The sequence below is a fragment of the Mesorhizobium sp. M0621 genome (genome assembly GCF_040320745.1).
GTDB lineage: Bacteria > Pseudomonadota > Alphaproteobacteria > Rhizobiales > Rhizobiaceae > Mesorhizobium.
In genome coordinates this window covers 89,515-113,140 of the sequence record NZ_JAMYQF010000006.1, presented here as the reverse complement: position 1 = coordinate 113,140, position 23,626 = coordinate 89,515, and the positions used below count along the sequence as shown (strand labels likewise).

At 62.0% G+C, this 23,626-nt stretch carries 24 protein-coding genes and 1 pseudogene; 10 read left to right on the top strand and 15 right to left on the bottom strand.

Annotated elements, in window-relative coordinates:
- Positions 1-60: 60 nt before the first annotated feature.
- Together NKI38_RS06540 and NKI38_RS06535 are read left to right on the top strand one after the other, a co-directional pair.
- Positions 61-1,182 (top strand): carbohydrate ABC transporter permease, encoded by a 1,122-nt coding sequence (locus NKI38_RS06540; protein WP_352655751.1) that lies wholly within the window; start codon positions 61-63, stop codon positions 1,180-1,182.
- 6 nt (positions 1,183-1,188) lie between these two features.
- Positions 1,189-2,106: a carbohydrate ABC transporter permease gene (locus NKI38_RS06535; RefSeq protein WP_056594228.1), complete on the top strand. Its 918-nt coding sequence runs from the start codon at positions 1,189-1,191 to the stop codon at positions 2,104-2,106.
- A gap of 277 nt (positions 2,107-2,383) precedes the next feature.
- Here the strand turns inward: NKI38_RS06535 and NKI38_RS06530 are convergent.
- Together NKI38_RS06530 and NKI38_RS06525 are read right to left on the bottom strand one after the other, a co-directional pair.
- Positions 2,384-3,127 (bottom strand): annotated as a pseudogene (locus NKI38_RS06530) (creatininase family protein).
- A 3-nt stretch (positions 3,128-3,130) separates the two neighbouring features.
- Complete coding sequence (locus tag NKI38_RS06525) at positions 3,131-3,697, bottom strand: SIS domain-containing protein (protein WP_352655749.1); 567 nt, start codon at positions 3,695-3,697, stop codon at positions 3,131-3,133.
- 176 nt (positions 3,698-3,873) lie between these two features.
- Between NKI38_RS06525 and NKI38_RS06520 the strand changes: the two genes are divergently transcribed.
- Entirely contained in the window at positions 3,874-4,896 is a 1,023-nt protein-coding gene (locus tag NKI38_RS06520; RefSeq protein WP_352655747.1) for an aldo/keto reductase, read from the top strand.
- A gap of 87 nt (positions 4,897-4,983) precedes the next feature.
- Here NKI38_RS06520 and NKI38_RS06515 read toward each other — a convergent pair whose 3' ends face one another.
- The 4 genes from NKI38_RS06515 to NKI38_RS06500 all read right to left on the bottom strand — a co-directional run bounded on the left by NKI38_RS06515 (position 4,984) and on the right by NKI38_RS06500 (position 10,475).
- The gene (locus NKI38_RS06515; protein WP_027143628.1) at positions 4,984-5,256 is read right to left on the bottom strand and encodes an HU family DNA-binding protein; all 273 of its coding nucleotides are present in this window, start codon (positions 5,254-5,256) and stop codon (positions 4,984-4,986) included.
- Between the two features lie 298 nt (positions 5,257-5,554).
- The gene (gene lon, locus NKI38_RS06510) at positions 5,555-7,966 is read right to left on the bottom strand and encodes an endopeptidase La (protein ID WP_352655745.1); all 2,412 of its coding nucleotides are present in this window, start codon (positions 7,964-7,966) and stop codon (positions 5,555-5,557) included.
- A 307-nt stretch (positions 7,967-8,273) separates the two neighbouring features.
- On the bottom strand, positions 8,274-9,548 hold the full coding sequence (clpX, locus tag NKI38_RS06505; protein WP_013532190.1) for an ATP-dependent Clp protease ATP-binding subunit ClpX: 1,275 nt from the start codon (positions 9,546-9,548) through the stop codon (positions 8,274-8,276).
- A 297-nt stretch (positions 9,549-9,845) separates the two neighbouring features.
- Positions 9,846-10,475 carry an ATP-dependent Clp protease proteolytic subunit gene (locus NKI38_RS06500; protein WP_352629263.1) on the bottom strand — a complete coding sequence of 210 codons (630 nt, stop codon included), beginning with the start codon at positions 10,473-10,475 and terminating at the stop codon, positions 9,846-9,848.
- Positions 10,476-10,800: 325 nt separating this feature from the next.
- On the opposite strand from NKI38_RS06500, the gene NKI38_RS06495 reads away from it, so the two are divergent.
- On the top strand, positions 10,801-11,391 hold the full coding sequence (locus tag NKI38_RS06495; protein WP_352655744.1) for a hypothetical protein: 591 nt from the start codon (positions 10,801-10,803) through the stop codon (positions 11,389-11,391).
- A gap of 13 nt (positions 11,392-11,404) precedes the next feature.
- Here NKI38_RS06495 and NKI38_RS06490 read toward each other — a convergent pair whose 3' ends face one another.
- Entirely contained in the window at positions 11,405-12,508 is a 1,104-nt protein-coding gene (locus tag NKI38_RS06490; RefSeq protein WP_352655743.1) for an NAD(P)/FAD-dependent oxidoreductase, read from the bottom strand.
- A 105-nt stretch (positions 12,509-12,613) separates the two neighbouring features.
- Between NKI38_RS06490 and NKI38_RS06485 the strand changes: the two genes are divergently transcribed.
- Positions 12,614-13,864 (top strand): cytochrome P450, encoded by a 1,251-nt coding sequence (locus NKI38_RS06485; RefSeq protein WP_352655741.1) that lies wholly within the window; start codon positions 12,614-12,616, stop codon positions 13,862-13,864.
- A gap of 52 nt (positions 13,865-13,916) precedes the next feature.
- Here NKI38_RS06485 and NKI38_RS06480 read toward each other — a convergent pair whose 3' ends face one another.
- The 7 genes from NKI38_RS06480 to NKI38_RS06450 all read right to left on the bottom strand — a co-directional run bounded on the left by NKI38_RS06480 (position 13,917) and on the right by NKI38_RS06450 (position 19,964).
- Positions 13,917-14,267: a cupin domain-containing protein gene (locus NKI38_RS06480; protein WP_352629273.1), complete on the bottom strand. Its 351-nt coding sequence runs from the start codon at positions 14,265-14,267 to the stop codon at positions 13,917-13,919.
- Between the two features lie 144 nt (positions 14,268-14,411).
- Positions 14,412-15,617: an NAD-dependent formate dehydrogenase gene (locus NKI38_RS06475; RefSeq protein WP_352655739.1), complete on the bottom strand. Its 1,206-nt coding sequence runs from the start codon at positions 15,615-15,617 to the stop codon at positions 14,412-14,414.
- A gap of 352 nt (positions 15,618-15,969) precedes the next feature.
- Positions 15,970-17,250 (bottom strand): O-acetylhomoserine aminocarboxypropyltransferase, encoded by a 1,281-nt coding sequence (locus NKI38_RS06470; RefSeq protein WP_352655737.1) that lies wholly within the window; start codon positions 17,248-17,250, stop codon positions 15,970-15,972.
- Between the two features lie 160 nt (positions 17,251-17,410).
- Positions 17,411-17,932, bottom strand: a complete 522-nt coding sequence (locus tag NKI38_RS06465) for a CoA-binding protein (protein WP_352655735.1) — start codon at positions 17,930-17,932, stop codon at positions 17,411-17,413.
- On the bottom strand, positions 17,919-18,710 hold the full coding sequence (locus tag NKI38_RS06460) for an AAA family ATPase (protein WP_352655734.1): 792 nt from the start codon (positions 18,708-18,710) through the stop codon (positions 17,919-17,921). Before NKI38_RS06460 ends, NKI38_RS06465 begins: the two co-directional genes overlap by 14 nt.
- Positions 18,710-19,132 carry a VOC family protein gene (locus NKI38_RS06455; protein ID WP_352655732.1) on the bottom strand — a complete coding sequence of 141 codons (423 nt, stop codon included), beginning with the start codon at positions 19,130-19,132 and terminating at the stop codon, positions 18,710-18,712. Before NKI38_RS06455 ends, NKI38_RS06460 begins: the two co-directional genes overlap by 1 nt.
- Before the next feature lie 10 nt (positions 19,133-19,142).
- The gene (locus NKI38_RS06450; protein WP_352655730.1) at positions 19,143-19,964 is read right to left on the bottom strand and encodes an enoyl-CoA hydratase; all 822 of its coding nucleotides are present in this window, start codon (positions 19,962-19,964) and stop codon (positions 19,143-19,145) included.
- 151 nt (positions 19,965-20,115) lie between these two features.
- On the opposite strand from NKI38_RS06450, the gene NKI38_RS06445 reads away from it, so the two are divergent.
- The 5 genes from NKI38_RS06445 to rpsI all read left to right on the top strand — a co-directional run bounded on the left by NKI38_RS06445 (position 20,116) and on the right by rpsI (position 22,432).
- Positions 20,116-20,565, top strand: a complete 450-nt coding sequence (locus tag NKI38_RS06445; RefSeq protein WP_352655728.1) for a PaaI family thioesterase — start codon at positions 20,116-20,118, stop codon at positions 20,563-20,565.
- A gap of 47 nt (positions 20,566-20,612) precedes the next feature.
- Complete coding sequence (locus NKI38_RS06440) at positions 20,613-20,807, top strand: type II toxin-antitoxin system HicA family toxin (protein WP_352655726.1); 195 nt, start codon at positions 20,613-20,615, stop codon at positions 20,805-20,807.
- 18 nt (positions 20,808-20,825) lie between these two features.
- Entirely contained in the window at positions 20,826-21,224 is a 399-nt protein-coding gene (locus NKI38_RS06435) for a type II toxin-antitoxin system HicB family antitoxin (protein WP_352655724.1), read from the top strand.
- Between the two features lie 259 nt (positions 21,225-21,483).
- Positions 21,484-21,948: a 50S ribosomal protein L13 gene (gene rplM / locus NKI38_RS06430; protein ID WP_352655722.1), complete on the top strand. Its 465-nt coding sequence runs from the start codon at positions 21,484-21,486 to the stop codon at positions 21,946-21,948.
- A gap of 1 nt (position 21,949) precedes the next feature.
- Positions 21,950-22,432, top strand: coding sequence for a 30S ribosomal protein S9 (gene rpsI, locus NKI38_RS06425; protein WP_352629292.1), 483 nt, complete (start codon positions 21,950-21,952; stop codon positions 22,430-22,432).
- Between the two features lie 253 nt (positions 22,433-22,685).
- Here rpsI and NKI38_RS06420 read toward each other — a convergent pair whose 3' ends face one another.
- Entirely contained in the window at positions 22,686-23,585 is a 900-nt protein-coding gene (locus NKI38_RS06420; protein ID WP_352655721.1) for a LysR family transcriptional regulator, read from the bottom strand.
- Between the last annotated feature and the right edge of the window lie 41 nt (positions 23,586-23,626).

Here is a 23,626-nt window from a genome sequence, read left to right as displayed (position 1 = left end):
AACGCCGGACCCCTTTAGACCGGCTCCGGCTCCTTGAGAGCCTTCAAACAGGCGAGATTTGTGGCTGACCAGACTTCGACCGCAAGCCAGTGGCCGGCAGATGCCGGCCCTTCCGATCTGATTTCTCCAGGCCGCAAACGGCTCGGCTGGGCGGTGATGGCCGTTGCGACGCTCGGCCTGCTGGCGACGATCGTGCTGGAAATCCTCTACAAGGGCAGCGCCGATACGATCGGCTTCGAGACGTGGCGCCCCGTCGTCTATGCCTATGTGCTGTGGGGCGTGGCTATCGGCATCGGCCAGGTGCTGACGCGTGGCGAAGACGGCCAGCGTGCGCTGTTCCTGCTGCCGGCGCTGCTGTTCACCATCGCCATGGTGATCTTCCCGACGCTGTTCGGTTTCTACATCGCGCTCACCGACTGGAACCTCAGTTCCTTCAGCGGCCGCAGGTTTAACGGGCTCGACAATTTCTGGCAGATGCTGAGCGATCCCTACTACCGAAACGCGCTGTTCAACATGGCGCTCTATGTGCTGGCGGTGGCGGTCGAGTATGTCATTGCCTTCGGCCTGGCGCTGCTGCTCAACGCGCAGATCCGGGCACGAAAATTCTTCCGCGTCGTCTTCCTGATGCCGCTGATGCTGTCGCCGGTCGCCGTGTCGTGGATGATCGGCAAGTCGCTGATGGAATACCGGTTCGGACCGGCAGCGACGCTGGCCCGCCATCTCGGCTGGGAAAATCCGGCCTTCTTCTCCGACCCGATCATCGCGCGCATCGCGATCATGGTGCTGGATGCCTGGACCTTCATTCCGTTCATGATGATCATGCTGCTGGCCGGGCTGCAGGCGATGTCGCGCGAGGTGCTCGAAGCCGCACGCGTCGACGGCGCCAACGTGTGGCAAACCTTCTGGCAGGTCACCTTTCCGCTGATGCTGCCTGTGTCGGTGACGGCGGTGGTCCTGCGCATCATCTTCAAGCTGAAGCTCGCCGACATCATCATCACCGTGACGTCAGGGGGCCCGGGGGGTGCCACCGATTCCGTCTCGAGCTTCATCTATCGCGAATACCGCGACCGCTCGAATGTCGGCTACGGAACCATGCTGGCGATGGCCTATCTGGTGATCATCGTCGTGTTTGTCACGTGGCTGTTGAAATTTGCCAACCGTTTTGTCCGTAACGTGAATTGAGCCAAGATGAGCGTTCAGACCACCGAATATGTCGCCTCGGAGATCCGCTCGCCGGCGAGCTTCCTCGCCAGCCGCGTTTTCATCTATGGGGCGCTGGCCTTCTGGGCGTTCATCTGCCTGTTCCCGATCTACTGGACGATTACGACCTCGTTCAAGACCGCGGTGGACGTCACCCAGGGCCATCTCATCCCCTTCGTCGACTTCCAGCCGGACTGGAAAGGCTGGCGTTCGCTCGGCCTGTCGCCGGACTCGATCTTCCAGACCTCGACGGTGCGCGAGGAGTTCCTCAAGCGCTTCATGAATTCGGTGATCACCTCGGTCGGCGCATCGAGCCTCGCCATCGTCATCGGCAGCCTCGCCGCCTACGGGCTTACCCGCTACCGCTATCATTTCGCCTGGTTCAAGAACGAGGATATTTCGTTCTTCTTCCTGTCGCAGCTGATCCTGCCGCCGGTGGTGCTGGCGCTGCCCTTCCTGGTGCTCTACCGGGAGGTCGGCCTGCTCGACACGCGCGTCGGGCTGATCCTGCTCTACACGTTGATGGTGCTGCCGATCGTCATCTGGATCATGCGCGACCAGTTCAACTCGATCCCGGTCGAACTCGAGGAAGCAGCGCTTGTCGACGGGCTGTCGATCTGGGGCGCCTTCTTCCGCATCGTCATGCCGATCGCGCTGCCTGGCATGGTGGCCGCCTTCATCCTGGCGATGGTGCTGTGCTGGAACGAGTATTTCTTCGCCGCCCTTTTGACCTCGACCGACGCCAAGACCATTCCCGTCATGGTGGCGAGCCAGACCGGCTCGCAAGGCATCAACTGGTGGTCAATGGCAGCCCTTGCGACGGCGGCCATCGCGCCTCTCGCCGTCATCGGCATAGCGCTCGAGCGCTATCTGATCATGGGCATGACCGCCGGAGCGGTGAAATAACAGGGTGGCGCCAGGCTCCATCACTTCGTCATCCTAGGGCGGAGCAAGGAGCGAAGCGACGCGGCGCAGACCCTAGGATCCATGCCGTGACATCGACGCTCCGCCACGGTGAAGAAACTTTTGACGCCAGGAAAGGCCGCTGCGAACCGCTTCTATCCTGCGCCGCAGCGTTCGTTGGCTGCGGTCACGGCATGGATCCTAGGGTCTCCGCGACGTCGCTTCGCTCCTGCTTCGCCCTAGGATGACGAAATACCAAAGCCGCCCGACAATCTCGTAGCTAGGCCCTCAGGATCGCCCTGAGGTGATCCATGATCATGGCCACGCCCTTTTCTCCGAGCTCCGCTGAAGCGTCCTTGGCACTCGCCGTATACCAGCCGGTATTGTCATCAAAGTGAGCGGCATCGACGGCCTCCGGGCATAGCGCCAGCATCAGCGACGTCTCGCCAATGCCGGCATGATCGAACGGGTACTTGCCGTTCATGTCAACCGACATCAGCGGATGCACCTGCACTCAGTTGAAGAAATTGCCGCCCTCGGCGTGCTCGGCATAGTAGCCGGCCATCGCCTCGGACCCCCACCAGCCTTCGCCACGTTCCTTCTCGAGGAAGCGGAAGATCGCCTGGCGGCCGGCGGTCTTGAACGCCAGATCGGTCGGCATGCCGGCAGCAAAGTTCTCGGTCTGGTGGTGGATGATGGCGTGGATGTTGCGAAAGCCGATGCGCAGCAGGCTGTAGAACAGCTCCTCGCCGAACGGCGCCAGCGCATTGCCACCGACCTGCACCGAGCCTCTGCCTTCTGGCGGCGCCACAGCGTAGCTGGCAGCACCGTAGTAGAAGGGCGGCAGGATGACGACATCCTTCTCCTTTTCGAGCAGTTCCAGCGTCTTGATGACGGCCAGCGTGTCCATGCCGACGGCCATGTGCTCGCCATGGTATTCGAGCACGCCGAGCGGCAAGGCGACCGGCCAGTTCTCGGCGATCGCCCTGCGGATCTGGTGTGGCAGCATCAGTTCGTAGCGCATGATCTATTCCATGTTGGTATGGCGGGCACGCATCGCGTCCGGCGACTGGCCGGTCAGGGCCTTGAGCTTCAGCACCATCACCTCGAACAGCAGGAACAGCGCGCCCTCGAACACCGAGCCCATCGGCAGGACCGATGTCTTCTGCGCCCCCTGATCGTTGGCCATGGTCTGCGCGGGAATGAGCAGCGTGAAATCGGCGCGCTTTGCAGCACTGCTTTCAGCCTGAGCGGTCAGCAGCAGATTGGTCGCGCCGGCACCCTGAGCGATCTGCATCAAGGTCAGCACGGTCGAGGTTTCTCCCGGCCCGGAACTGACCAGGAAAACATCGCCCGACCCCAGAGGCGGCGTGGTCATGTCGCCGACCACGGCGACCGGCAGGCCAAGATGGTAGAGCCGCATGGCAAAGCCCTTGACCTGCAAGGCCTCGCGGCCACAGCCATAGACGACGATCTGTCGGGCGCCGGCCAGCATCTTGCAGGCAGCATCGATCCGGTGCTCGTCGACGCGCGCCAGCACGCCGCCGAGTTCGTCAAGGGCGGTCTCGAACAGGCCTTTGCTCTTGTCGCTCACCGCAAACCTGCCATCGAAAACACCCTGGGATTTGCCGCTCTTGCTGCCACGAACAGCTTGATTTCGTTCATGCTAGCAACCGCGAAAATGCGTGTCCAACGCGCAGCTATGCTTTTGCCAAGCCGCAGGCATGATAGTGTCATGTCAGACAAATCAAGCGAGGCAAACGGCAGCACATGAAGACACGGCATTTCGACCGCATCGGCAATGGCGGCATCAGTTTCACCGAACTCGGCTTCGGCACGGCGCCGCTCGGCAATCTTTATCGTGCCGTCTCGGACGAGGATGCCAATGCCACGCTGGAGGCCGCTTGGGCGACCGGCTGCCGCTACTACGACACCGCGCCGCTCTACGGACTTGGCCTGTCTGAAACGCGGCTCAACCCTTTCCTGCGCGGCAAGAAGCGCGACGACTATGTGCTGTCGAGCAAGGTCGGCCGCATCATGCGCGCCTGCCCACCGGAAGAGCGCACCGGCATCGGCAAGTTCTTCGACACGCCATCGCGCCGCGAGGTGTACGACTACAGCTATGACGGCGTCATGCGCTCGTTCGAAGCTTCGCTGGAGCGCCTCGGCGTCGACCGCATCGACATCCTGTTCGTGCATGATGTCGACATCTTCACCCATGGCAGCAAGGAGGCGTCCGACCGGCGCATCGAGGAGTTCATGCGCTCGGGCTACTACGGCTTGCTCTCGCTCCGCGACCAGGGCGTTATCAAGGCGTTCGGTGGCGGCATCAATGAGTGGCAGGTTGCGCAGACGCTGGCCGAGCGCGGCGACTTCGACCTGTTCCTGCTTGCCGGGCGCTATACGCTGCTGGAACAGGAGGCGCTGACGTCCTTCCTGCCTCTCTGCCAGGCACGCGGCATCGGCATCGTTCTCGGCGGGCCCTACAACTCCGGCATCCTCGCAACGGGGCCGAAGCCGGGCGCGTATTACAATTATTCCGAAGCGCCGAAGGACATCCTCGATCGGGTCGCCGGTATCGAAAGCGTCTGCAAGCGCCATGGCGTGCGGCTGATCGAGGCCGCCCTGCAATTCCCGCTGCTGCACCCGTCGGTCGTCTCGGTGATCCCCGGTGGCCAGCGGCCGAGCGAAGTCGAGAGCAACCGCTCGCTGCTCGATGCGAAACTGCCCACAGCGCTTTGGGCCGATCTCAAGAAGGAAGGCCTCATGCGCCCCGAGGCGCCGACCGCATAATCCGGCGCCACTCGCATCGGCGTCGGGCACAAAAATGAAAAGCCGGGCAAGCCCGGCTTTTCTGGTCTCTGAAAAGAAAAAAGGCGCTTAGTTGACTGCGTCCTTGAGGCCCTTGCCGGCCGAGAACTTCGGCACGGTGCGCGCCGGGATCTGGACTTCGGCGCCGGTCTGCGGGTTGCGGCCGGTCGAAGCCGCACGCTTTGACACGGTGAAATTGCCAAAGCCGACAAGCCGGACATCGCCGCCCTTCTTCAGTTCGCCGCTGATCACGGAAAATACCGCATCGACCGCCGACTGCGCGTCACCCTTCGAAATGCTCGCGGCGTCGGCGACAGCGGACACCAGTTCGTTCTTGTTCATAAAAATTCCCTTCCATGAGAACACCGGAACTATCGACTCATCCGGCAGGAAACGGACTTTAGAAAGAAGCGTTGCCGCAACCAAGTCGAAAAGGCAGGAAAAAAGCGGAAAAAGCCCGGAAATGCTGGGTTTTTCACATGAAAAAGCCGGGCGCTAGGCCCGGCTCTCCGTTTGTGCACTGCAACCTTGGCGAAAACCAACGCATGGCCCCGAAAACCGCAGTCGGTTTCCGGAAGGGACCATGCGCAAGTCCAGGTGTTAGGGCGTCGTTTGCGCGTCCAGGTGGACGCGCGACACTCTAATGCGCAAGCGTCTTTCCGGCATCGTCCGTGGTGTCGGTCGTGGCCGGAGGATTGACCGGTTCGACCCATTCGATCGGCTCCGGCATACGCACCAGCGCGTGGCGCAACACCTCACCGACCCGTGCGACCGGAATGATCTCCATCCCGTTCTTCACGTTGTCCGGAATCTCCGCCAGGTCCTTGGCGTTGTCTTCCGGGATCAGCACCTTCTTGATGCCGCCGCGCAAAGCGGCAAGCAGCTTCTCCTTCAGGCCGCCGATCGGCAGAACCCTGCCGCGCAGCGTGATCTCGCCGGTCATCGCCACATCCGCCTTGACCGGAATGCCGGTCAGAACGGAGACGATCGCGGTCGCCATCGCCACACCGGCCGACGGTCCGTCCTTGGGCGTCGCACCTTCCGGCACGTGCACGTGGATGTCGCGCTTGTCGAACAGCGGCGGCTCGACGCCGAAATCGATGGCACGGGAGCGGACATAGGAAGCCGCCGCCGATATCGATTCCTTCATCACGTCGCGCAGATTGCCGGTCACCGTCATGCGGCCCTTGCCGGGCATCATGACACCTTCAATCGTGAGCAACTCGCCGCCGACTTCCGTCCAGGCGAGCCCGGTAACGACACCGACTTGATCGTCAGCCTCGACCTGGCCGAAGCGGAAGCGCGGAACACCGAGGTAGTCGGCGAGGTTCGCCGCCGTGATGTTCACCGTCTTCTTCTTCGTCTTCAGGATCTCGGTCACCGCCTTGCGCCCGAGCTTCATCAGCTCGCGCTCCAGGCTCCTGACGCCCGCTTCACGGGTATAGGTCTGGATGATGGCGCGGATCGCGTCCTCGCCGACGGAGAACTCCTTCGGCTGCAGGGCGTGATCGCGGATCACCTTCGGCATCAGGTGCCGCTTGGCGATTTCGATCTTCTCGTCCTCGGTGTAGCCGGCGATACGGATGATCTCCATGCGATCCATCAACGGCGCAGGGATGTTCAGCGTGTTCGCCGTCGTTACGAACATCACGCTCGACAGGTCGTATTCGACTTCGAGGTAATGGTCCATGAACGTCGAGTTCTGCTCGGGATCGAGCACCTCGAGCAGCGCCGATGACGGATCGCCACGGAAGTCCTGGCCCATCTTGTCGATCTCGTCGAGCAGGAAGAGCGGATTGGACTTCTTCGCCTTCTTCATCGACTGGATGACCTTGCCGGGCATCGAGCCGATATAGGTGCGGCGATGGCCACGGATCTCGGCTTCGTCGCGCACGCCGCCCAGCGCCATGCGGATGAATTCGCGACCGGTCGCCTTGGCGATCGACTTGCCGAGCGAGGTCTTGCCGACGCCGGGGGGGCCGACGAGGCACAGGATCGGCCCCTTCAGCTTCTTCTGGCGGCTTTGCACGGCAAGGTACTCGACGATGCGGTCCTTGACCTTGTCGAGGCCGAAATGATCGGTGTCGAGCACGTTCTGCGCGAAGGCCAGGTCCTGCTTGACCTTGGAGTTCTTGCCCCACGGAATCGACAGGATCCAGTCGAGATAGTTGCGCACGACGGTCGATTCAGCCGACATCGGCGACATCGTCCTGAGCTTCTTCAACTCGGCTTCCGCCTTTTCGCGGGCCTCCTTGGAGAGCTTGGTCTTCTTGATGCGCGCCTCGATCTCGGCAGCTTCGTCGCGGCCGTCCTCGCCTTCGCCGAGCTCCTTCTGGATCGCCTTCATCTGCTCGTTGAGGTAGTATTCGCGCTGCGTCTTCTCCATCTGGCGCTTGACGCGCGAACGGATGCGCTTCTCCACCTGCAGGACGGAGATTTCGGCTTCCATGAAGCCCATCGCCTTTTCCAGCCGCTCCTTGACCGAGAGCGTGGCCAGCATTTCCTGCTTTTCAGGAATCTTGATGGCGAGATGCGAAGCGACCGTATCGGCGAGCTTGGAATAGTCGTCGATCTGGCTAGCCGCACCCACCACTTCGGGCGAGATCTTCTTGTTCAGCTTGACGTAGTTCTCGAAGTCGGTGACGACCGACCGCGCCAACGCCTCGACCTCGACCTCTTCCTCCTCCGGCTCGATCAGCGCTGCGGCACGGGCCTCGTGGAAGTCGGGACGGTCGGTGAACGAGACGATTTTCGCGCGCGAGGCACCCTCGACCAGAACCTTGACGGTGCCGTCGGGCAGCTTCAGCAATTGCAGCACATTGGCGAGCGTGCCGATGTCGAAGATGGCATCGGGCTCAGGATCGTCGTCTGCGGCATTCATCTGGGTGGCAAGCAGGATCTGCTTTTCCTGACCCATCACCTCTTCCAGCGCCTTGATCGACTTCTCACGCCCAACGAAGAGCGGAACGATCATATGCGGGAACACCACGATGTCGCGCAGTGGGAGAACTGCGAAGACGCCGTCGCTGGGTGCCTTGGATATTTTGGCCATTGTCTAACCTTTCATGTCGCGGCCGCCAATCAGCCAACCGCGAATCTTATATTAACGACCGGGGATCGTTCCGCCTACCACCGTTTGTGACGGGAGTTTTACAAGCACAGAAATCGGGCACCTCGGCCTTCTCCAGTTAGTTGGATGCACGACCCCCAAAGATCAAGGGGCATGTCCAAATCCACACTTTCAACCCGTCCGCGAGTGACACATTTGCGACGCCCAGCCCGTACGCCGCGCAAAACCGCTGTGCGACAGCAAAACGGCGCCTTGCGGCGCCGTTTCAGAATTTCGCTGCGGGCTCATGTCAGGCGCTGACATTGCCCTTCTTTTCCTTCTGCTCGGAGTAGATGTAGAGCGGCCGGGCGCTGCCGGTCACCACTTCTTCCGAAATCACCACTTCGCGCACGCCTTCGAGTGCGGGAAGCTCGAACATCGTGTCGAGCAGGATCGCCTCCATGATCGAACGCAGGCCACGGGCGCCGGTCTTGCGCTCGATGGCGCGCTTGGCGATCGCCGACAGCGCGTTCTCGTGGAAGGTCAGGTCGACATTCTCCATCTCGAACAGCCGCTGATACTGCTTGACCAGCGCGTTCTTCGGCTCGGTCAGGATCTGGATCAGCGCCGGCTCGTCGAGATCTTCCAGCGTCGCCAGAACCGGCAGACGGCCGACAAACTCGGGGATGAGACCGAACTTCAACAGATCTTCGGGCTCGACCAGGCGGAAGACATCGCCGGTGCGGCGATCCTCGGGTGAAGCGACGACGGCGCCGAAGCCGATCGAGGTCTTGCGGCCGCGATCCGAGATGATCTTGTCCAGCCCGGCAAAGGCGCCGCCGCAGATGAACAGGATGTTGGCGGTGTCGACCTGCAGGAACTCCTGCTGTGGATGCTTGCGGCCGCCCTGCGGCGGCACGGAAGCAACGGTGCCTTCCATGATCTTCAAGAGTGCCTGCTGCACGCCCTCGCCCGATACGTCGCGGGTGATCGAGGGGTTGTCAGACTTGCGCGAAATCTTGTCGATTTCGTCGATGTAGACGATGCCGCGCTGGGCACGCTCGACGTTGTAGTCGGCCGATTGCAAGAGCTTCAGGATGATGTTTTCGACGTCCTCGCCGACATAACCGGCTTCGGTCAGCGTCGTCGCGTCAGCCATGGTGAAGGGCACGTCGATGATGCGGGCCAGGGTCTGCGCAAGCAGCGTCTTGCCGCAACCGGTCGGGCCGATCAGCAGGATGTTGGACTTCGCCAACTCGACATCGTTGTTCTTGCCGGCATGCGCGAGGCGCTTGTAGTGGTTGTGGACCGCCACCGACAGCACGCGCTTGGCGTAGGGCTGGCCGATGACATAGTCGTCGAGAACCTTGAGGATTTCCTGCGGTGTCGGCACGCCTTCGCGCGACTTCACCATCGAGGTCTTGTTCTCCTCGCGGATGATGTCCATGCAGAGTTCGACGCACTCGTCGCAGATGAAGACCGTCGGACCGGCGATCAGCTTGCGCACTTCGTGCTGGCTTTTGCCGCAAAACGAGCAGTAAAGCGTGTTCTTGGAATCGCCGCTGTTGTTGCCGACCTTGCTCATTTTCATGTCCTTTCATGGCCGCCCGCCGATGGTCTGGCTGAAAGGGCGCATACTCTATCTATCGCGGGAATCCGCCGCCGCCAGTGTGTCCCGGCTCCTGCAACGCATTCCGTACGAAACACAAATCAGAAAACGTGGCAATGATTCGCGACAACCCCGCATAAAGCTAAGCCGCCGAAACTCAACATAGCCTTAACGTAGGCAATCCTGTCCCCCGAGGGAACAGCCAATTGTGGCCGAAATGCCGCAAGACGCGCCAAAAGCGCGTGATGGTGCCATCCAACTGCCAACTGGCCTTTATGCCACAGCGCTTTCTGCCGCTTCGCGCGACGAAATGACCTTGTCGATGAGGCCGAAATCCTTGGCTTCGTCGGCCGTCATGAAATGGTCGCGGTCGAGCGTCTTCTCGATCTCGTCGTAGCTCTTGCCGGTGTGCTTGACGTAGACCTCGTTGAGGCGACGCTTCAGCTTGATGATATCCAGGGCATGGCGCTCGATGTCGGATGCCTGGCCCTGGAAGCCGCCGGAAGGCTGGTGAACCATGATGCGGGCGTTCGGCGTGGCAAAGCGCATGTCCTTGTGGCCGGCGGTCAGAAGCAGCGAGCCCATCGAGGCCGCCTGGCCGATGCAGAGCGTCGACACGGCCGGCTTGATGAACTGCATGGTGTCGTAGATCGCCATGCCCGAGGTGACGACGCCGCCCGGCGAGTTGATGTAGAGATTGATTTCCTTCTTCGGATTCTCGGCTTCCAGGAACAAAAGCTGCGCGCAGACCAGCGTCGCCATGCCGTCCTCGACCGGACCGGTGATGAAAATGATGCGCTCCTTGAGGAGGCGCGAGAAAATGTCGTAGGCCCGCTCGCCGCGATTGGTCTGTTCGACCACCATCGGAACGAGGTTCATGTAGGTTTCGACGGGGTTCTTCATTCGCTATCTCTTATCTCGCGGTGGGATTCCGGCGCCGGAATGCTGGCAGATCGGGCAGAATCGGTTCTGGATCGTTATTCTGTAAATAGGATGCCGGCTCATCCTTGTGCAAGGCCGACCCGTCCTAGCCATCTGGGTAAGTCGAATCAAGGTTACATTTCACGGGATTCATCGACCTGCCGTGATCGTTCGGCTGTGGCGTCACCACCGTAGCAATTTCTTAACCGCATCGCTTAACGAAATACGGCAAATCCACTTTCCCCCGACGTCTCTTCCCCTACAATCCAACGTTGAACCGTCATTGTGCCGTTCACAGGGGAGTGTCATGTCTGGGAAAACCGCATGCTTCACCATTGCCGGGCTGACCATGCTCGGCACGATTTCGCAGACAGCGGCCGGCGGCCGGGCCGTCGAATGCTATGAACCTGTCCGCACTTCGGCCGTCTACGACACGGTTTATGAAGACGTGCTGGTCAGCCCGCCCGGCCAGCAGGTTGACTACACTCCGCCCATCTACGGTACGCGCGAACGCGTGGTGATGACGGTTCCGGCACAAGTGACCTATGAGGTCGTGCCCGCGATCACCCGCACCGTCTATCATACGGTCCGGGTCGATGGCGGCGGCTATTCCTGGGAATGGCGCGTCATCCATGGCCGCAAGGTGCTGTGCAAGATCTGGCACAAGGCGCGCTATGAGCGCGTCGCCGAAACCGTGGTGATCCAGCCCGAACGCACGCGCCGTGTCGTCATCCCGGCACAGTACGACAGCATCGCCGAGGAAGTGCTGGTGCAGCCGGAGCAAAGGCGCATCATCGATGTCCCCGCCTCCTACCGGACCGTGGCGCGCCGCGTGCTGGTCCGTGAAGGGTCTTCAGGCTGGCGGCGCGTGCATATTCCCAGGCATTGCCAGGATTAGGCCCCGAAAGCGTTCAGGCCACCTCCGCCCGCAGCCATGCCTTCAAGCCGGCGATATCGCCATTGCCAACGGCGGCGGCAACGCGCCGGCCAACCGCCGCACCGAACTTGTAGCCATGGCCGGAGCAGGCCGAGACGATCAGGCATTTTCCTCGCTCATGGGCGAAGAATTTCTCGTCGGCGGTGAAAGTGTAAGCGCAGGTGACGACCTCGGTCACCCTGTATTCCTCGATCCGGGCGATCGGCGGCGAGAACAGGTTACGGATCGCCTCGCCCTCGCCCGCCACCGGCTCACGGTTCCAATCGGCATCGCTGGTCGGCACCCTGTGCAGCCCGGAACCGAATTTCATGCCGGCGCCGCCCGAGGGCGGGATCACATAGCCGTCGACCGCGCCGCCGATATCGAGGACAACCGGTGAAGCCTGCCAGGCGGCCTCGAGGTCGGCCGGCGGTTCTACATAGGCGAGTGCGGTTCGATAGGTCTTCAATTCGCCGTCCAGCTCCGGGAACAGTTTCAACACCCAGGCACCGGCAGCGACGACGATGCGGTCGGCCTGCATCGTCTCGCCACTTTCGAGCACGATATGGCCGGCGTCGGCGTCGATCGCGGTGACCCTGCTGTGTTCGTAGACATTGGCGCCGTCGTCGCGCAGCCACTTTGCCAGGCTGGAGGCGATCTTGCGGCAATGCAGCGCGCCGCCTTCGGTCGAAAAATAGGCGTAGCGGAACGAACCGGCTTCGAGGAACGGCCAGCGTTTCACGGCCGCGTCCGGCTCCAGCAATTCGAAAGGAAAATTGCCTTCTTCCAGGCCCTCACGGTATTCCTCGGCCTCATCGCCGGGCTCGCGCGAAACGCAGACAAATCCGCGCGCATCGAGATGGCTTTCGCCGAGATCGGCCCACATCTCGTCCCAGGCCTGATAGGCCTCGGTGATCAGCCGGCCATAGCCGGTTCCGGCCCGGTAGGCGCGGCGGATGATGCGATGGTGGTCACCCGACGCGGCCAGCGGGTTGGGGATCGGTCCCTGCTCGACGATCGAAACGCTGTGACCTGCCTTGACCAGCGACCACGCGGTGGAGAGACCGGCAATACCCGCGCCGACAACGATGATATTCATCAGTTCAGTCTTTCCGCAGCCGGTCCGGCTGGCTCAACGCATTGGGCTGTTCGGCGCCAACATACGGTCTGGAACCCGGCTGGCAAGCCGCGCTATTGGTCTGGCATGAGCAAATTGACGCCACCCGCCCTGGCCTTTGATCCAGCCACTCGACGTCTGCGGCTTGACCCGCACGAGTCGGCCTTTTTTCAGAACCCGTACGGGGCCTATGCCTTTCTGCACGGCACATCGAACGCGTTCTTCTGGGAAGAATTCGGCTTCTGGTGCTTTGGCGGCTTTGACGACGTCAACCGGCTGCTGCGCGACCGGCGCTTCGGCCGCCAGAACCCGGCCGGCATTCCGGACAGTCGCGGCATTGGTCAAGACCGCAGCCATCTCAGCGCTTTCGACGGCATCGAAGCCAATTCGATGCTGGAGCTGGAGCCGCCGGTGCACACGCGACTCCGAACGCTGGTCAATCGTGCCTTCGTCTCGCGCCAGGTCGAACGGCTGCGACCGCGTGTCGAAGCGCTCGCCAACGAGCTGATCGACCGTTTCGAACCGGGCAAGACCGTCGACCTGTTGCCGGCCTTTGCGGCGCCGCTGCCGATCACCATCATTGCCGAAATGCTTGGCGTGCCGGTCGAGATGGGGCCGCAACTGCTCGGCTGGTCGCACCAGATGGTTGCCATGTACATGCATGGCCGCACGCGCGAAACCGAGGAGACGGCCAACCGCGCCGCAGGCGAATTTGCCGATTTCCTGCGCGGTTACGTCACCGAGCGACGCAAGAACCCCGGCGACGACCTGCTGTCGCTGCTGATCTCGGCGCAAGAGGGCGGCCAAAAACTGTCGGAGGACGAGATGGTATCCTCGGCGATCCTGCTGCTCAATGCCGGCCATGAAGCGACCGTGCATCAGACCGGCAATGCCGTCCGCTCGATCCTGGCGCAAGGCGGCGATGTCAACCGCTTCTTCAGTTCACCCGAAGCGACCGCGGCAACGGTCGAGGAATGCCTGCGCATCGACGCACCGCTGCATATGTTCACGCGCTACGCCTATCAGGAGATCGAAGTCTCGCCCGGCATCGTCGTGCAACCGGGCCAGACGATCGGGCTACTGCTCGGCATGGCCAACCATGACCCGCGCGCCTTTGCCGAACCGCAAGCCTTCCGGCCCGATCGTGCGGACCAGAAGAACACATCCTTCGGCGCCGGCATTCATTTCTGCATCGGTGCGCCGCTGGCCCGGCTCGAATTGCAGGTGTCGCTGAAAACCTTGTTCGAACGGCACCCAAAGCTCCATCTTGCTGAAGAGGCGCGCTTCCGCGACACTTACCACTTCCATGGGCTGGAAACGCTCGCCGTCGGCTTCTGACAATCGCGGGCCTGGGGCTGCGGGATCGCGTCGTCTGATCCGTTCTCGATGCCTACAGCTTGATCACATACTCCTTGCGAGTCGTTTCAAGCACTTCCCAGCTGCCCTTGAAGCCGGGCCTCAGCACAAAACTGTCGCCGGTCTTGACGGTGCGCGCCTGCCCGCCATCCTCCGCGATCACCGAAACACCGGACAGGATGTGGCAGAATTCCCATTCGTCATAGACGATGCGCCATTTGCCCGGGGTCGATTCCCAGATGCCGGCGTAGAGGCCGCCTTCCCGCTCCTCGACGTTCCAGGTGAGGAATTTCGGATCACCTGAAATCAGGCGATCCGGCGCAGGCGAGCCAGGCTCGGCCTCGACGCTGTTGGCGTCGAGGGAAAGGAAAGTCGCTGCGCTCATGAAAGGCTCCGCTGTAGCGGGCTTACCCTCTCCCTTTGTGAGGAAGGTCGTCAAGCGCACAACCCCGAAAATCGGATCGATTTCCGGAGGCTCCAGCTAGAAATCTATGGCGTTGGGAACGCACCTCACTGTGTCGTATGTAGATCATATTCGCCGCGTGAAGCGTGCCGCCTCTTCCGAACCGCGGGTGGCGTCGCCAGCGCTGTAGGAATGAGCACCAGCGCCGGAGAGCTTGCCGCCATCGACGATCAGATATTCCTCACGGATCGGCCGGCCTTCGAACCAGCATTCCAGAATTTCGCGGGTGCCCGCGGCGTAGCGCGCCTGGGCGGAGAGCGACGATCCTGAGATGTGCGGCGTCATGCCGTGATGCGGCATCGATCGCCACGGATGGTCCTTGGGAGCCGGCTGCGGGAACCAGACGTCACCGGCATAGCCGGCGAGTTGGCCACTCTCCAGCGCGCGGGCGATGGCGTCACGATTGCAGATCTTGCCGCGCGCCGTGTTCACCAGATAGGCGCCACGTTTCATCCTGGCAATCATCGTCTCGTCAAAGAGGTTTTCCGTCTCCGGATGCAGAGGCGCATTGATCGTCACCACGTCGCAGACGCCGACCATGGATGCGGGGTCCTTGTGGAAGGTGACGCCAAGCTCTTTCTCGACCGCCTCAGGCAGGCGGTGGCGATCGGTGTAGTGCAACTTGACGTCGAACGGCTTCAGCCGGCGCAACACCGCGCTGCCGATCCGGCCGGCACCGACGGTTCCGATCTGCATTCCCTCGATATCGTAGGAGCGTGCGACGCAGTCGGCGATATTCCAGCCGCCTTTCACGACCCACTGGTAGGACGGGATGTAGTTGCGCACGAGCCCCAGGATCATCATGACCACATGCTCGGACACGCTGATCGAATTGCAGTAAGTCACCTCGGCGACCGTTATGCCGCGGTCCATGGCGGCCTGAAGATCGACATGATCGGATCCGATGCCGGCGGTGATCGCAAGCTTCAGTCTGCTTGCCTTGGCTATTCGTTCTTCGGTCAGATATGCCGGCCAGAACGGCTGCGAGATCACGATTTCGGCGTCAACGAGTTCGCGTTCAAAAACGCTGGCGGGACCGTCCTTGTCCGAGGTCACCACCAGGCTGTGGCCCGCGCTTTCGAGAAATTTCCGGAGACCGAGTTCGCCGGACACGCTGCCGAGCAGGATCCCCGGTTCAAAGTCGATGGCCTTCGGCGTGGGAAGTGTCTGGCCGCCGGGATAGCGGTCGAGCTTTGGCAGGCCGTCCCGCGCATATTTTGTCGGATAACCGTCGACCGGATCGTCATAGAGGACGCAAACGACCTTTGCCATTGTGTATCTCCCTTCGTCTGACAACGAAGAGGAAAACGCTCTGTTGTTAACGCTGCCGGCCAACGATGGCCGGCACGGCGATGCTCTGTTGAATTGCTGGTGTGGAGCAGACTCATCTGCCGGCGCTTCCTCATTCGGAAAGTTGTGCGCTATTGCGTATTACATGGAAGACCCGGGCATGGTTTCAAGTGCTGCGGGCGGCACTGGTGCAGCGTTCAATTTCCTTTATTTCAGACCGCGCGCACGGTCTGCTGACACCAAATGCTTGATTTTATGCCGGCGTCGACCGCGACAAGGATGGCCTCTTTTCGATATCACTATGCCCTCCCCGCGCAGCGGGAGGGTAATGCGCTCAGACCTTGCCGAGCGCCTGTTCGAGGTCGGCGACGATGTCGTTGACGTCCTCGATGCCGATCGACAGCCGCACCGTGTCCGGTCCCGCGCCGGCCTTGACCTTCTGCTCGTCGGAAAGCTGGCGGTGCGTGGTCGACGCCGGATGGATGACCAGCGACTTGGTGTCGCCGACATTGGCGAGGTGCGAGAACAGTTCGAGCGCCTCGACGAATTTGACGCCGGCGTCATAGCCGCCCTTGAGAGCGAAGGTGAACACGGCGCCGGCGCCAAGTGGTGAGTATTTCTTCTGCAGGGCGTTGTTCTTGTCGCTGGGCAGGCCGGGATAGTTCACCGAGGCAACCTTGGGGTGGTTGGACAGCCAGGCAGCAACCGTCACGGCGTTGTCGCAGTGGCGCTGCATGCGCAGCGGCAGGGTTTCCAGGCCGGTCAGGATGAGGAACGCGTTGAACGGCGAGATCGCCGGGCCGAGATCGCGCAGGCCGAGCACACGCGCGGCAATGGCGAAAGCGAAATTGCCGAAGGTTTCATGCAGGATTAGACCGCCATATTCGGGGCGCGACTCAGACAGCATCGGGTACTTGCCCGACTTCGACCAGTCGAAGGTGCCGCCATCGACGACGGCGCCGCCGATCGAATTGCCGTGGCCGCCGATGAACTTGGTCAGCGAATGGACGACGATGTCGGCGCCATGCTCGATCGGCCGGATCAGGTAGGGCGAGGCCAGCGTGTTGTCGACGATGAGCGGCAGGCCGTGCTTGCGCGCGATGTCGCCGATCTTCTCGATATCGACGAAGGTGCCGCCCGGATTGGCGAGGCTCTCGATGAAGATCGCCTTGGTCCTGTCGTCGATCTGGCTTTCGAAGGTCGAGATGTCGTTGGTATCGGCCCAGCGCACCTCCCAGCCATAATTCTTGAAGGCATGGCCGAACTGGTTGATCGAACCGCCATAGAGCTTGTTGGCCGCAACGAAATTGTCGCCAGGCTGCATCAGATTGTGGAACACGATCACCTGCGCGGCGTGACCGGAGGCGACCGCAAGAGCCGCCGTGCCGCCTTCGAGTGCCGCCATGCGCTCTTCCAGCACCGCCTGCGTCGGATTCATGATGCGGGTGTAGATGTTGCCGAAAGCCTTCAGTCCGAACAGTGAGGCGGCATGGTCGGCGTCGTCGAAGACGAAGGAGGTCGTCTGGTAGATCGGCGTGGCGCGCGCGCCGGTCGCCGGGTCGGGCTTGGCGCCGGCGTGGACAGCGAGCGTATTGAAACCTGGCGTGCGGGTCACTGAAAACCTCCCTGAAAAAACCTTCTGAAATTCGCCGGGCATTCTTGGCGAAGCCCGGCCGCGAATGCAAAGAAGAAAATACCCTTCCGTGCAGGACCTTCTATCAAGCGGCAGGAAAATACGGCGTTTGCCGGAATAATTTTGCGCTGTTGCCCCTCGCCTACTTCTGGCGCACGCCGAAACTCTGGAATCCGGAGCGCATCAGCGGCTTCTTCGACGACAGCACGCCGGAGTTGACGCCAGTCCAGCCGATCTCGCCGGACAGTTTGCCATATTCGATCTTGGGGCAGCGGTTCATCACCACCTTGATGCCGGCGGCCTCGGCGCGGGCGGCTGCCTCGTCATGGCGCACGCCAAGCTGCATCCAGATCACTTTCGGCAGGGGATCGAGCCGCAACACCTCGTCGACGATGCCGGGCACTGCCGCCGGCGCGCGAAAAATGTCGACCATGTCGATCGGCTCCGGAATATCGGCGAGCCTGGCATAAGTCATCCGGCCGAGTATCTCCTTGCCGGCCTGGCCGGGATTGATCGGAAACACCGAAAACCCCTTGGCCAGCAGATATTTCAGCACGAAATAGCTTGGCCGCACATCATTGGCGGATGCGCCGACCATGGCGATAGTCTTCACCGAGTTGAGGATGCCGGCGATGTAGGTGTTGTCGTAGTTATCGTGGTTCATGCCCGTCCTCATACAACGCCTCGTCGAGAAAACCATCGGGGTCATTGCTGAAATCGCGCAGCATGCGGAAGTGGTCGGTATCACGAAAGTCGGCGGGTTCCAGCCCAAACCGGCTGATGCGGAACAGTTGCGCGCCGGGACAGGCCATCAGCAATGGCGAATGCGTCGCCATGATCACCTGCGCGGTGCCCGACCGGTCCATGCGCCGCAGCATCTTGAGCAGCTCGATCTGGCGCGACGGAGACAGCGCGCTCTCGGGCTCGTCGAGGATGTAGATGCCTTGCCTGCGGCAGCGCTCCTCGAAAAAGCGGATGAACCCCTCGCCATGCGACCAGGACAGGAAATCCGGTGGTGGTGGCCTGAACGGGTCTTCCAGCGCCGCCTGATCGAGATAGCGAGCCACAGAATAGAAGGATTCAGCGCGAAAGAACCAGCCGGCGGTGACTTTCGGCAGCCAGTGGCCCCGGAATGTGTCTGCTAGCGCAGCACCACTCTTGTCGATGGCGCTGGAATGGTCGACCGGCCGGTAGCCCTTGCCGCCGCCGGCTTCGTCATAGCCGGCCAGCGCGCCGATCGCCTCGAGCAGCGTCGATTTGCCGGTGCCGTTCTCGCCGACGATAATGGTGATCGGCGTGGTGAATTCGAGTTCGAAGTCGTGGCCGCGAAACAGCGGCAGGTTCCAGGGGTATTTTTCCCAATCCTCGACCCGCGCGGGGTCGAGCAGAATACGCTTGAGATAGGGTGCCTTGAGCCGCGTCAGCTGCTTGCGGTAGGCCATCAATCGGGCAGCGAGATCGTGCCGTCTTCCGCGATCGGAAAGGCCGGATTGTGCGCCACTTCCCAGACATGCCCGTCGGCGTCGGCGAAATAGCCATACCAGCCGCCCCAGAAGGCGCGCCCGGCCGGCTTGACGATGCGGCCGCCGGCTTTCTCGGCCCTGGCGAGGACTTCATCGACCTCCGTTTCGGAACGGGTGTTGTAGGCGAGATAGACAGCGGACGGTGCGCCGGAAAAGGCAACACCCGAATCCTCCTCGGCGCTGGCGCGCGGAAACAGGCCGAGAATGACGCCGCCCATCTGGAAGAAGGCGACACCCTCGGTGATGCCGGCGTGACGGGTCAGCCCCATCGCTTCATAGAAGCGCACGGCGCGGTCGAGATCGTCGGTGGCGATGGTGATGATGGAGATGCGGGGTTCCATGGTGCTGCTCCTATTCGTCCGCCCACTCCGGCTTGCGCTTGCTGATGAAGGCGCCGATGCCTTCCTCGGCGTCGCGCGCAAGCATGTTCTCAACCATGACGCGGCCGGTGTAGGCATAGGCGTCCGCCAGTCCCATTTCGGCCTGCGCGTAAAAGGCTTCCTTGCCGGTCTTGACCACCAAAGATGATTTGGAAGCAATGGTTTGCGCGTATTTGGTGACAATCTGATTCAGATATTCGCGCGGCACGACGCGGTTGACCAGGCCGAATTCCTTGGCGGTCGCCGCATCGATCGTCTCGCCGGTCAACAGCATCTCCATCGCATGCTTGCGCGAGACGTTGCGCGACAGCGCCACCATCGGCGTCGAGCAGAACAGGCCGATGTTGACGCCCGGCGTGCAGAAGGTCGCCTCATGCGAGGCAATCGCCAGATCGCAACTGGCGACCAGTTGCAGCCCTGCGGCGGTGGCGAGGCCGTCAACTTCGGCAATCACGGGCAGCGGATGACGCACGATCGCCTGCATCAGCGCGGCACAAGCCGCGAAGGTCTCTTCGAAGAAGGCCTTGCCATGATCGGCATCGGCGCGCCGCGCGGTCATTTCCTTGAGATCATGGCCGGCGCAGAACACCTTGCCGGACGCCGACAAAACGATGACGCGAACGGCCTTGTCGGCCCTGGCGCGCTCGAGTTCCGCCGTCAGCGCCGCCATCACTGCCAGCGACAGCGCGTTGGCGGGTGGATTGGCGAGCGTCAGGCGCAGCACGCCCTTGTCCAGCCTTGCGGCAACCGGACCGTCAACGGCAGCAGGCTTGATGGCAAGGATTTCGGCCATGGATAGGGTCTCCGCGATTCCGCTCGGGGCTGTCAGAGTATCTAATACCGGATCGGGTTTCGTCCAACACCGATCGCTTGCGCCAAGGGACGAAGGTTGCCAGAAATGCCGCGCTGCGCTCATACAGGCATGCACAAAACGAGAGGCCGACATGCCCGCCCATTCCAATCTCACGCCGGTCCTGACCGCACAACAAATCAACGCGCTGATGGAGACCGTCTATCCGCAACTCAACGAGCAGTTTAGATATTACGAGGCGGTCGACGTGTCCCCGGGCGGCTGTGTTGTGCGGCTCAATGCCGGCGAGCGGCATCTGCGCCCCGGCGGCACGGTGTCCGGTCCTTCGCTGTTCACGTTGGCCGACATCGGCGGTTATGTCTGCGTGCTGTCGCATGCCGGACCGGATGCGCTCTCGGTCACCACCAATCTCAACATCAACTTCGTCCGCAAGGCCGAGGCTGGACCGATCGACGGCCATTGCCGCATCCTGAAGCTGGGAAAGAGCCTGATGGTATTCGACATCGACATCGTCGCCGGCCCGGACGGACACACGGTGGCGCACGCCACCGGCACCTATTCGATCCCGCCGAAACGATCCTGACGATTGAATTTTCCTTTGATGTGTATATATATGCGCATAGGTGATTTTTGCTCGAACGTGACAGCCGCAGGATCGTAAAGCGCCTCAAGGAGGATGGGTTCGAACTGATTTCCGTGCGCGGCTCGCACCACAAATTCCGCAAAGGCGAGATCGTGTTGATTGTCCCGCATCCCGAGAAGGATCTGCCGACCGGCACTGCTCGCGCGATCGCCAAGCAAGCTGGTTGGATCAAGATAGGCTGACGCGTCCTGGAGGCTGTGATGAAGAACTATTTCGCCTTGGTCGACAAAGATCCCGACAGCGCGTTTGGCATCCGCTTTCCGGACATTCCCGGCTGCTTTTCCGCCGCCGACGCAGCGGAGGACATCATGCCCAACGCAGTTGAAGCCTTGCAATTGTGGGCGGAGGACATGCCTGTTCCCGAACCGTCCAGCCACGAAGCAATTGTCGCCCTCCCCGACATACGCAACGCACTTGCCGAAGGTGGCTATCTGGTCTCTGTGCCGCTCATCGACAATGACAGCGCCGTCGTCAGGGCGAACGTCACTTTCGAGCGCGGTGTTTTGCGGGCGATCGACGCCGCCGCCCGCGAGCGCGGCATTACGCGATCAGCGTTCCTTTCCAGCGCCGCGCGCAGGGAAATCGAGGCAAAGCACTAAGGCCGCCCCAGGCAAGCGCCCGCAGATCAGTGTGGTAAAATAATACCTTTTACTTAAGGCATTGTTTTTACTTTGCTTTACCTGCTATCAGCCTTCTCGTGCGCCTTGACGCCACCCTCGCCCTCCCCTATAAGCCCTTCACGAAGCAGCGGCCCGCAAAGGCCGCCGTTTTGTTATTGGCGGCGGGCAAGCGCTTTTCGCCAATTCAAGCAACAAGAAACGCCTTCCCTCGTGAAGGTCCGAACCGAAAGCAGAAAACATGACAACCTTTTCGCAGAAGCCTGCGGATGTGGTGAAGAAGTGGATCCTGATCAACGCCGAAGGTCTCGTCGTCGGTCGTCTGGCCACTGTCATCGCCAATCATCTTCGCGGCAAGCACAAGCCGACCTTCACCCCGCATGTCGACGACGGCGACAATGTCATCGTCATCAATGCCGACAAGGTGGTGTTCACCGGCAAGAAGTTCACCGACAAGGTCTATTACTGGCACACCGGCCACCCCGGCGGCATCAAGGAGCGCACCGCGCGCCAGCTGCTCGAGGGCCGTTTCCCCGAGCGTGTCGTCGAGAAGGCCGTTGAGCGCATGGTGCCGCGTGGCCCGCTCGGCCGTCGCCAGATGAAAAACCTGCGCGTCTATGCAGGCGCCGAGCATCCGCATGTCGCCCAGCAGCCCCAGGTTCTCGACGTGGCCAAGCTGAATTCCAAGAACAAGAAGGTCGCATAAGATGGCTGAGCTTTCCTCGCTCGCAGAACTGGGCGCCGCCACCGGCAACACCAACACGCAGCCGGCGGCCCCCGTCCACGTCCAGAAGCTCGACAAGTCGGGCCGCGCCTATGCCACCGGCAAGCGCAAGAACGCTATTGCGCGTGTCTGGGTGAAGCCCGGCTCGGGCAAGATCATCGTCAACGACAAGGAATTCGCGACCTATTTCGCGCGCCCGGTCCTGCAGATGATCCTCAACCAGCCGATCATCGCTTCCAACCGTTCGGGCCAGTACGACATCGTCGCCACTGTCGTCGGCGGCGGCCTTTCCGGCCAGGCCGGCGCCGTGCGCCACGGCATCTCCAAGGCGCTGACCTACTATGAGCCGACGCTGCGCGCCGTGCTCAAGAAGGGCGGCTTCCTGACCCGCGACAGCCGCGTCGTCGAGCGCAAGAAGTACGGCAAGGCGAAGGCCCGTCGCAGCTTCCAGTTTTCCAAGCGCTAAGAAGCGCTTGGGGCCAGTTCTCGAAGCGCTACGCCGAGGGCCCAACAAGATCGAAAAGGCCGCCTCCGGGCGGCCTTTTGCTTTGGGGCTCTTTGTTTACGTCTCGGCAGTCACCCCACCCGCGCCTGCGGCGCGACCTCCCCATCGAGGGGAGGTAAAAGAGCGCGGCGCCCTACCTCCCCTCAATGGGGAGGTCGGCGCGGAGCGCCGGGTGGAGTGATGGCGCCGACGCAACTCATGCTCGCGATGGACTTCAGGACTTGCCGGCCCTGATGAAATCGATGAACGCGCGCAGCGGGGCCGGCACCAGGCGCCGGCCGGGGTAGTAGAGAAACGGTCCGGAAAAACTCTGCCACCACGGCTCGAGCACCGGCTCAAGGGCGCCGCTTTCGAAGTAAGGGCGAAGCCAGCCCTCGAAGAGGCCGATGATGCCGGTGCCGGCAATGGCCGCGTCGACGGCAAGATCGGTCGCCCCGCCGATCCGCACGATCAATGGCCCCGTCGGATCGACCCGCACCACCTCGCCGTCGCGCTCGAATTCCCATGGCAGCATCGCACCGCTGGCAAAGCGGCCGCGCACGCAGGAATGTCCAAGCAGGTCGCTCGGGTGTTCCGGCCGTCCATGGCGATCCAGATAGGCAGGGCTGGCGGCGGTGGCGAAATGTTGCACACGCGGTCCGATCGGCACCGCGATCATGTCCTGCTCCAGGCGCTCGTCGTAGCGGATGCCGGCGTCGCAGCCGGCCGCCAGCACGTCGACAAAGTTCTCGTCGGCGATCACCTCCAGCCGGATACCGGGATAAGCGGCGAGAAAACTCGGGACGATGTCAGGCAATATCAGCCGCGCCGCACTCACCGGCACGTTGAGCCGCAACGAGCCCGCCGGCCTGTCGCGAAAGCCATTCACCACGTCCAGCGCCGCCTCCACCTCCGACAGCGCCGGGCCGAGCCGTTCCAGCAGGCTGAGGCCGGCCTCGGTCGGGACAACGCTGCGCGTCGTTCGGTTGAACAGCCTGACCCCGAGCTGTGTCTCGAGGCGACGCACTGCCTCGCTCAAGCCCGACGCGCTGCCGCCGCTGGCACGCGCGCCATCGCGGAAGCCGCCGGCGCGCGCCACCGCCACGAAAGCGTTCAGATCACTGAGGTCCATCATTGTTCGCAATTCCGTACAGCCTGTGTGGATTGTACCCGATT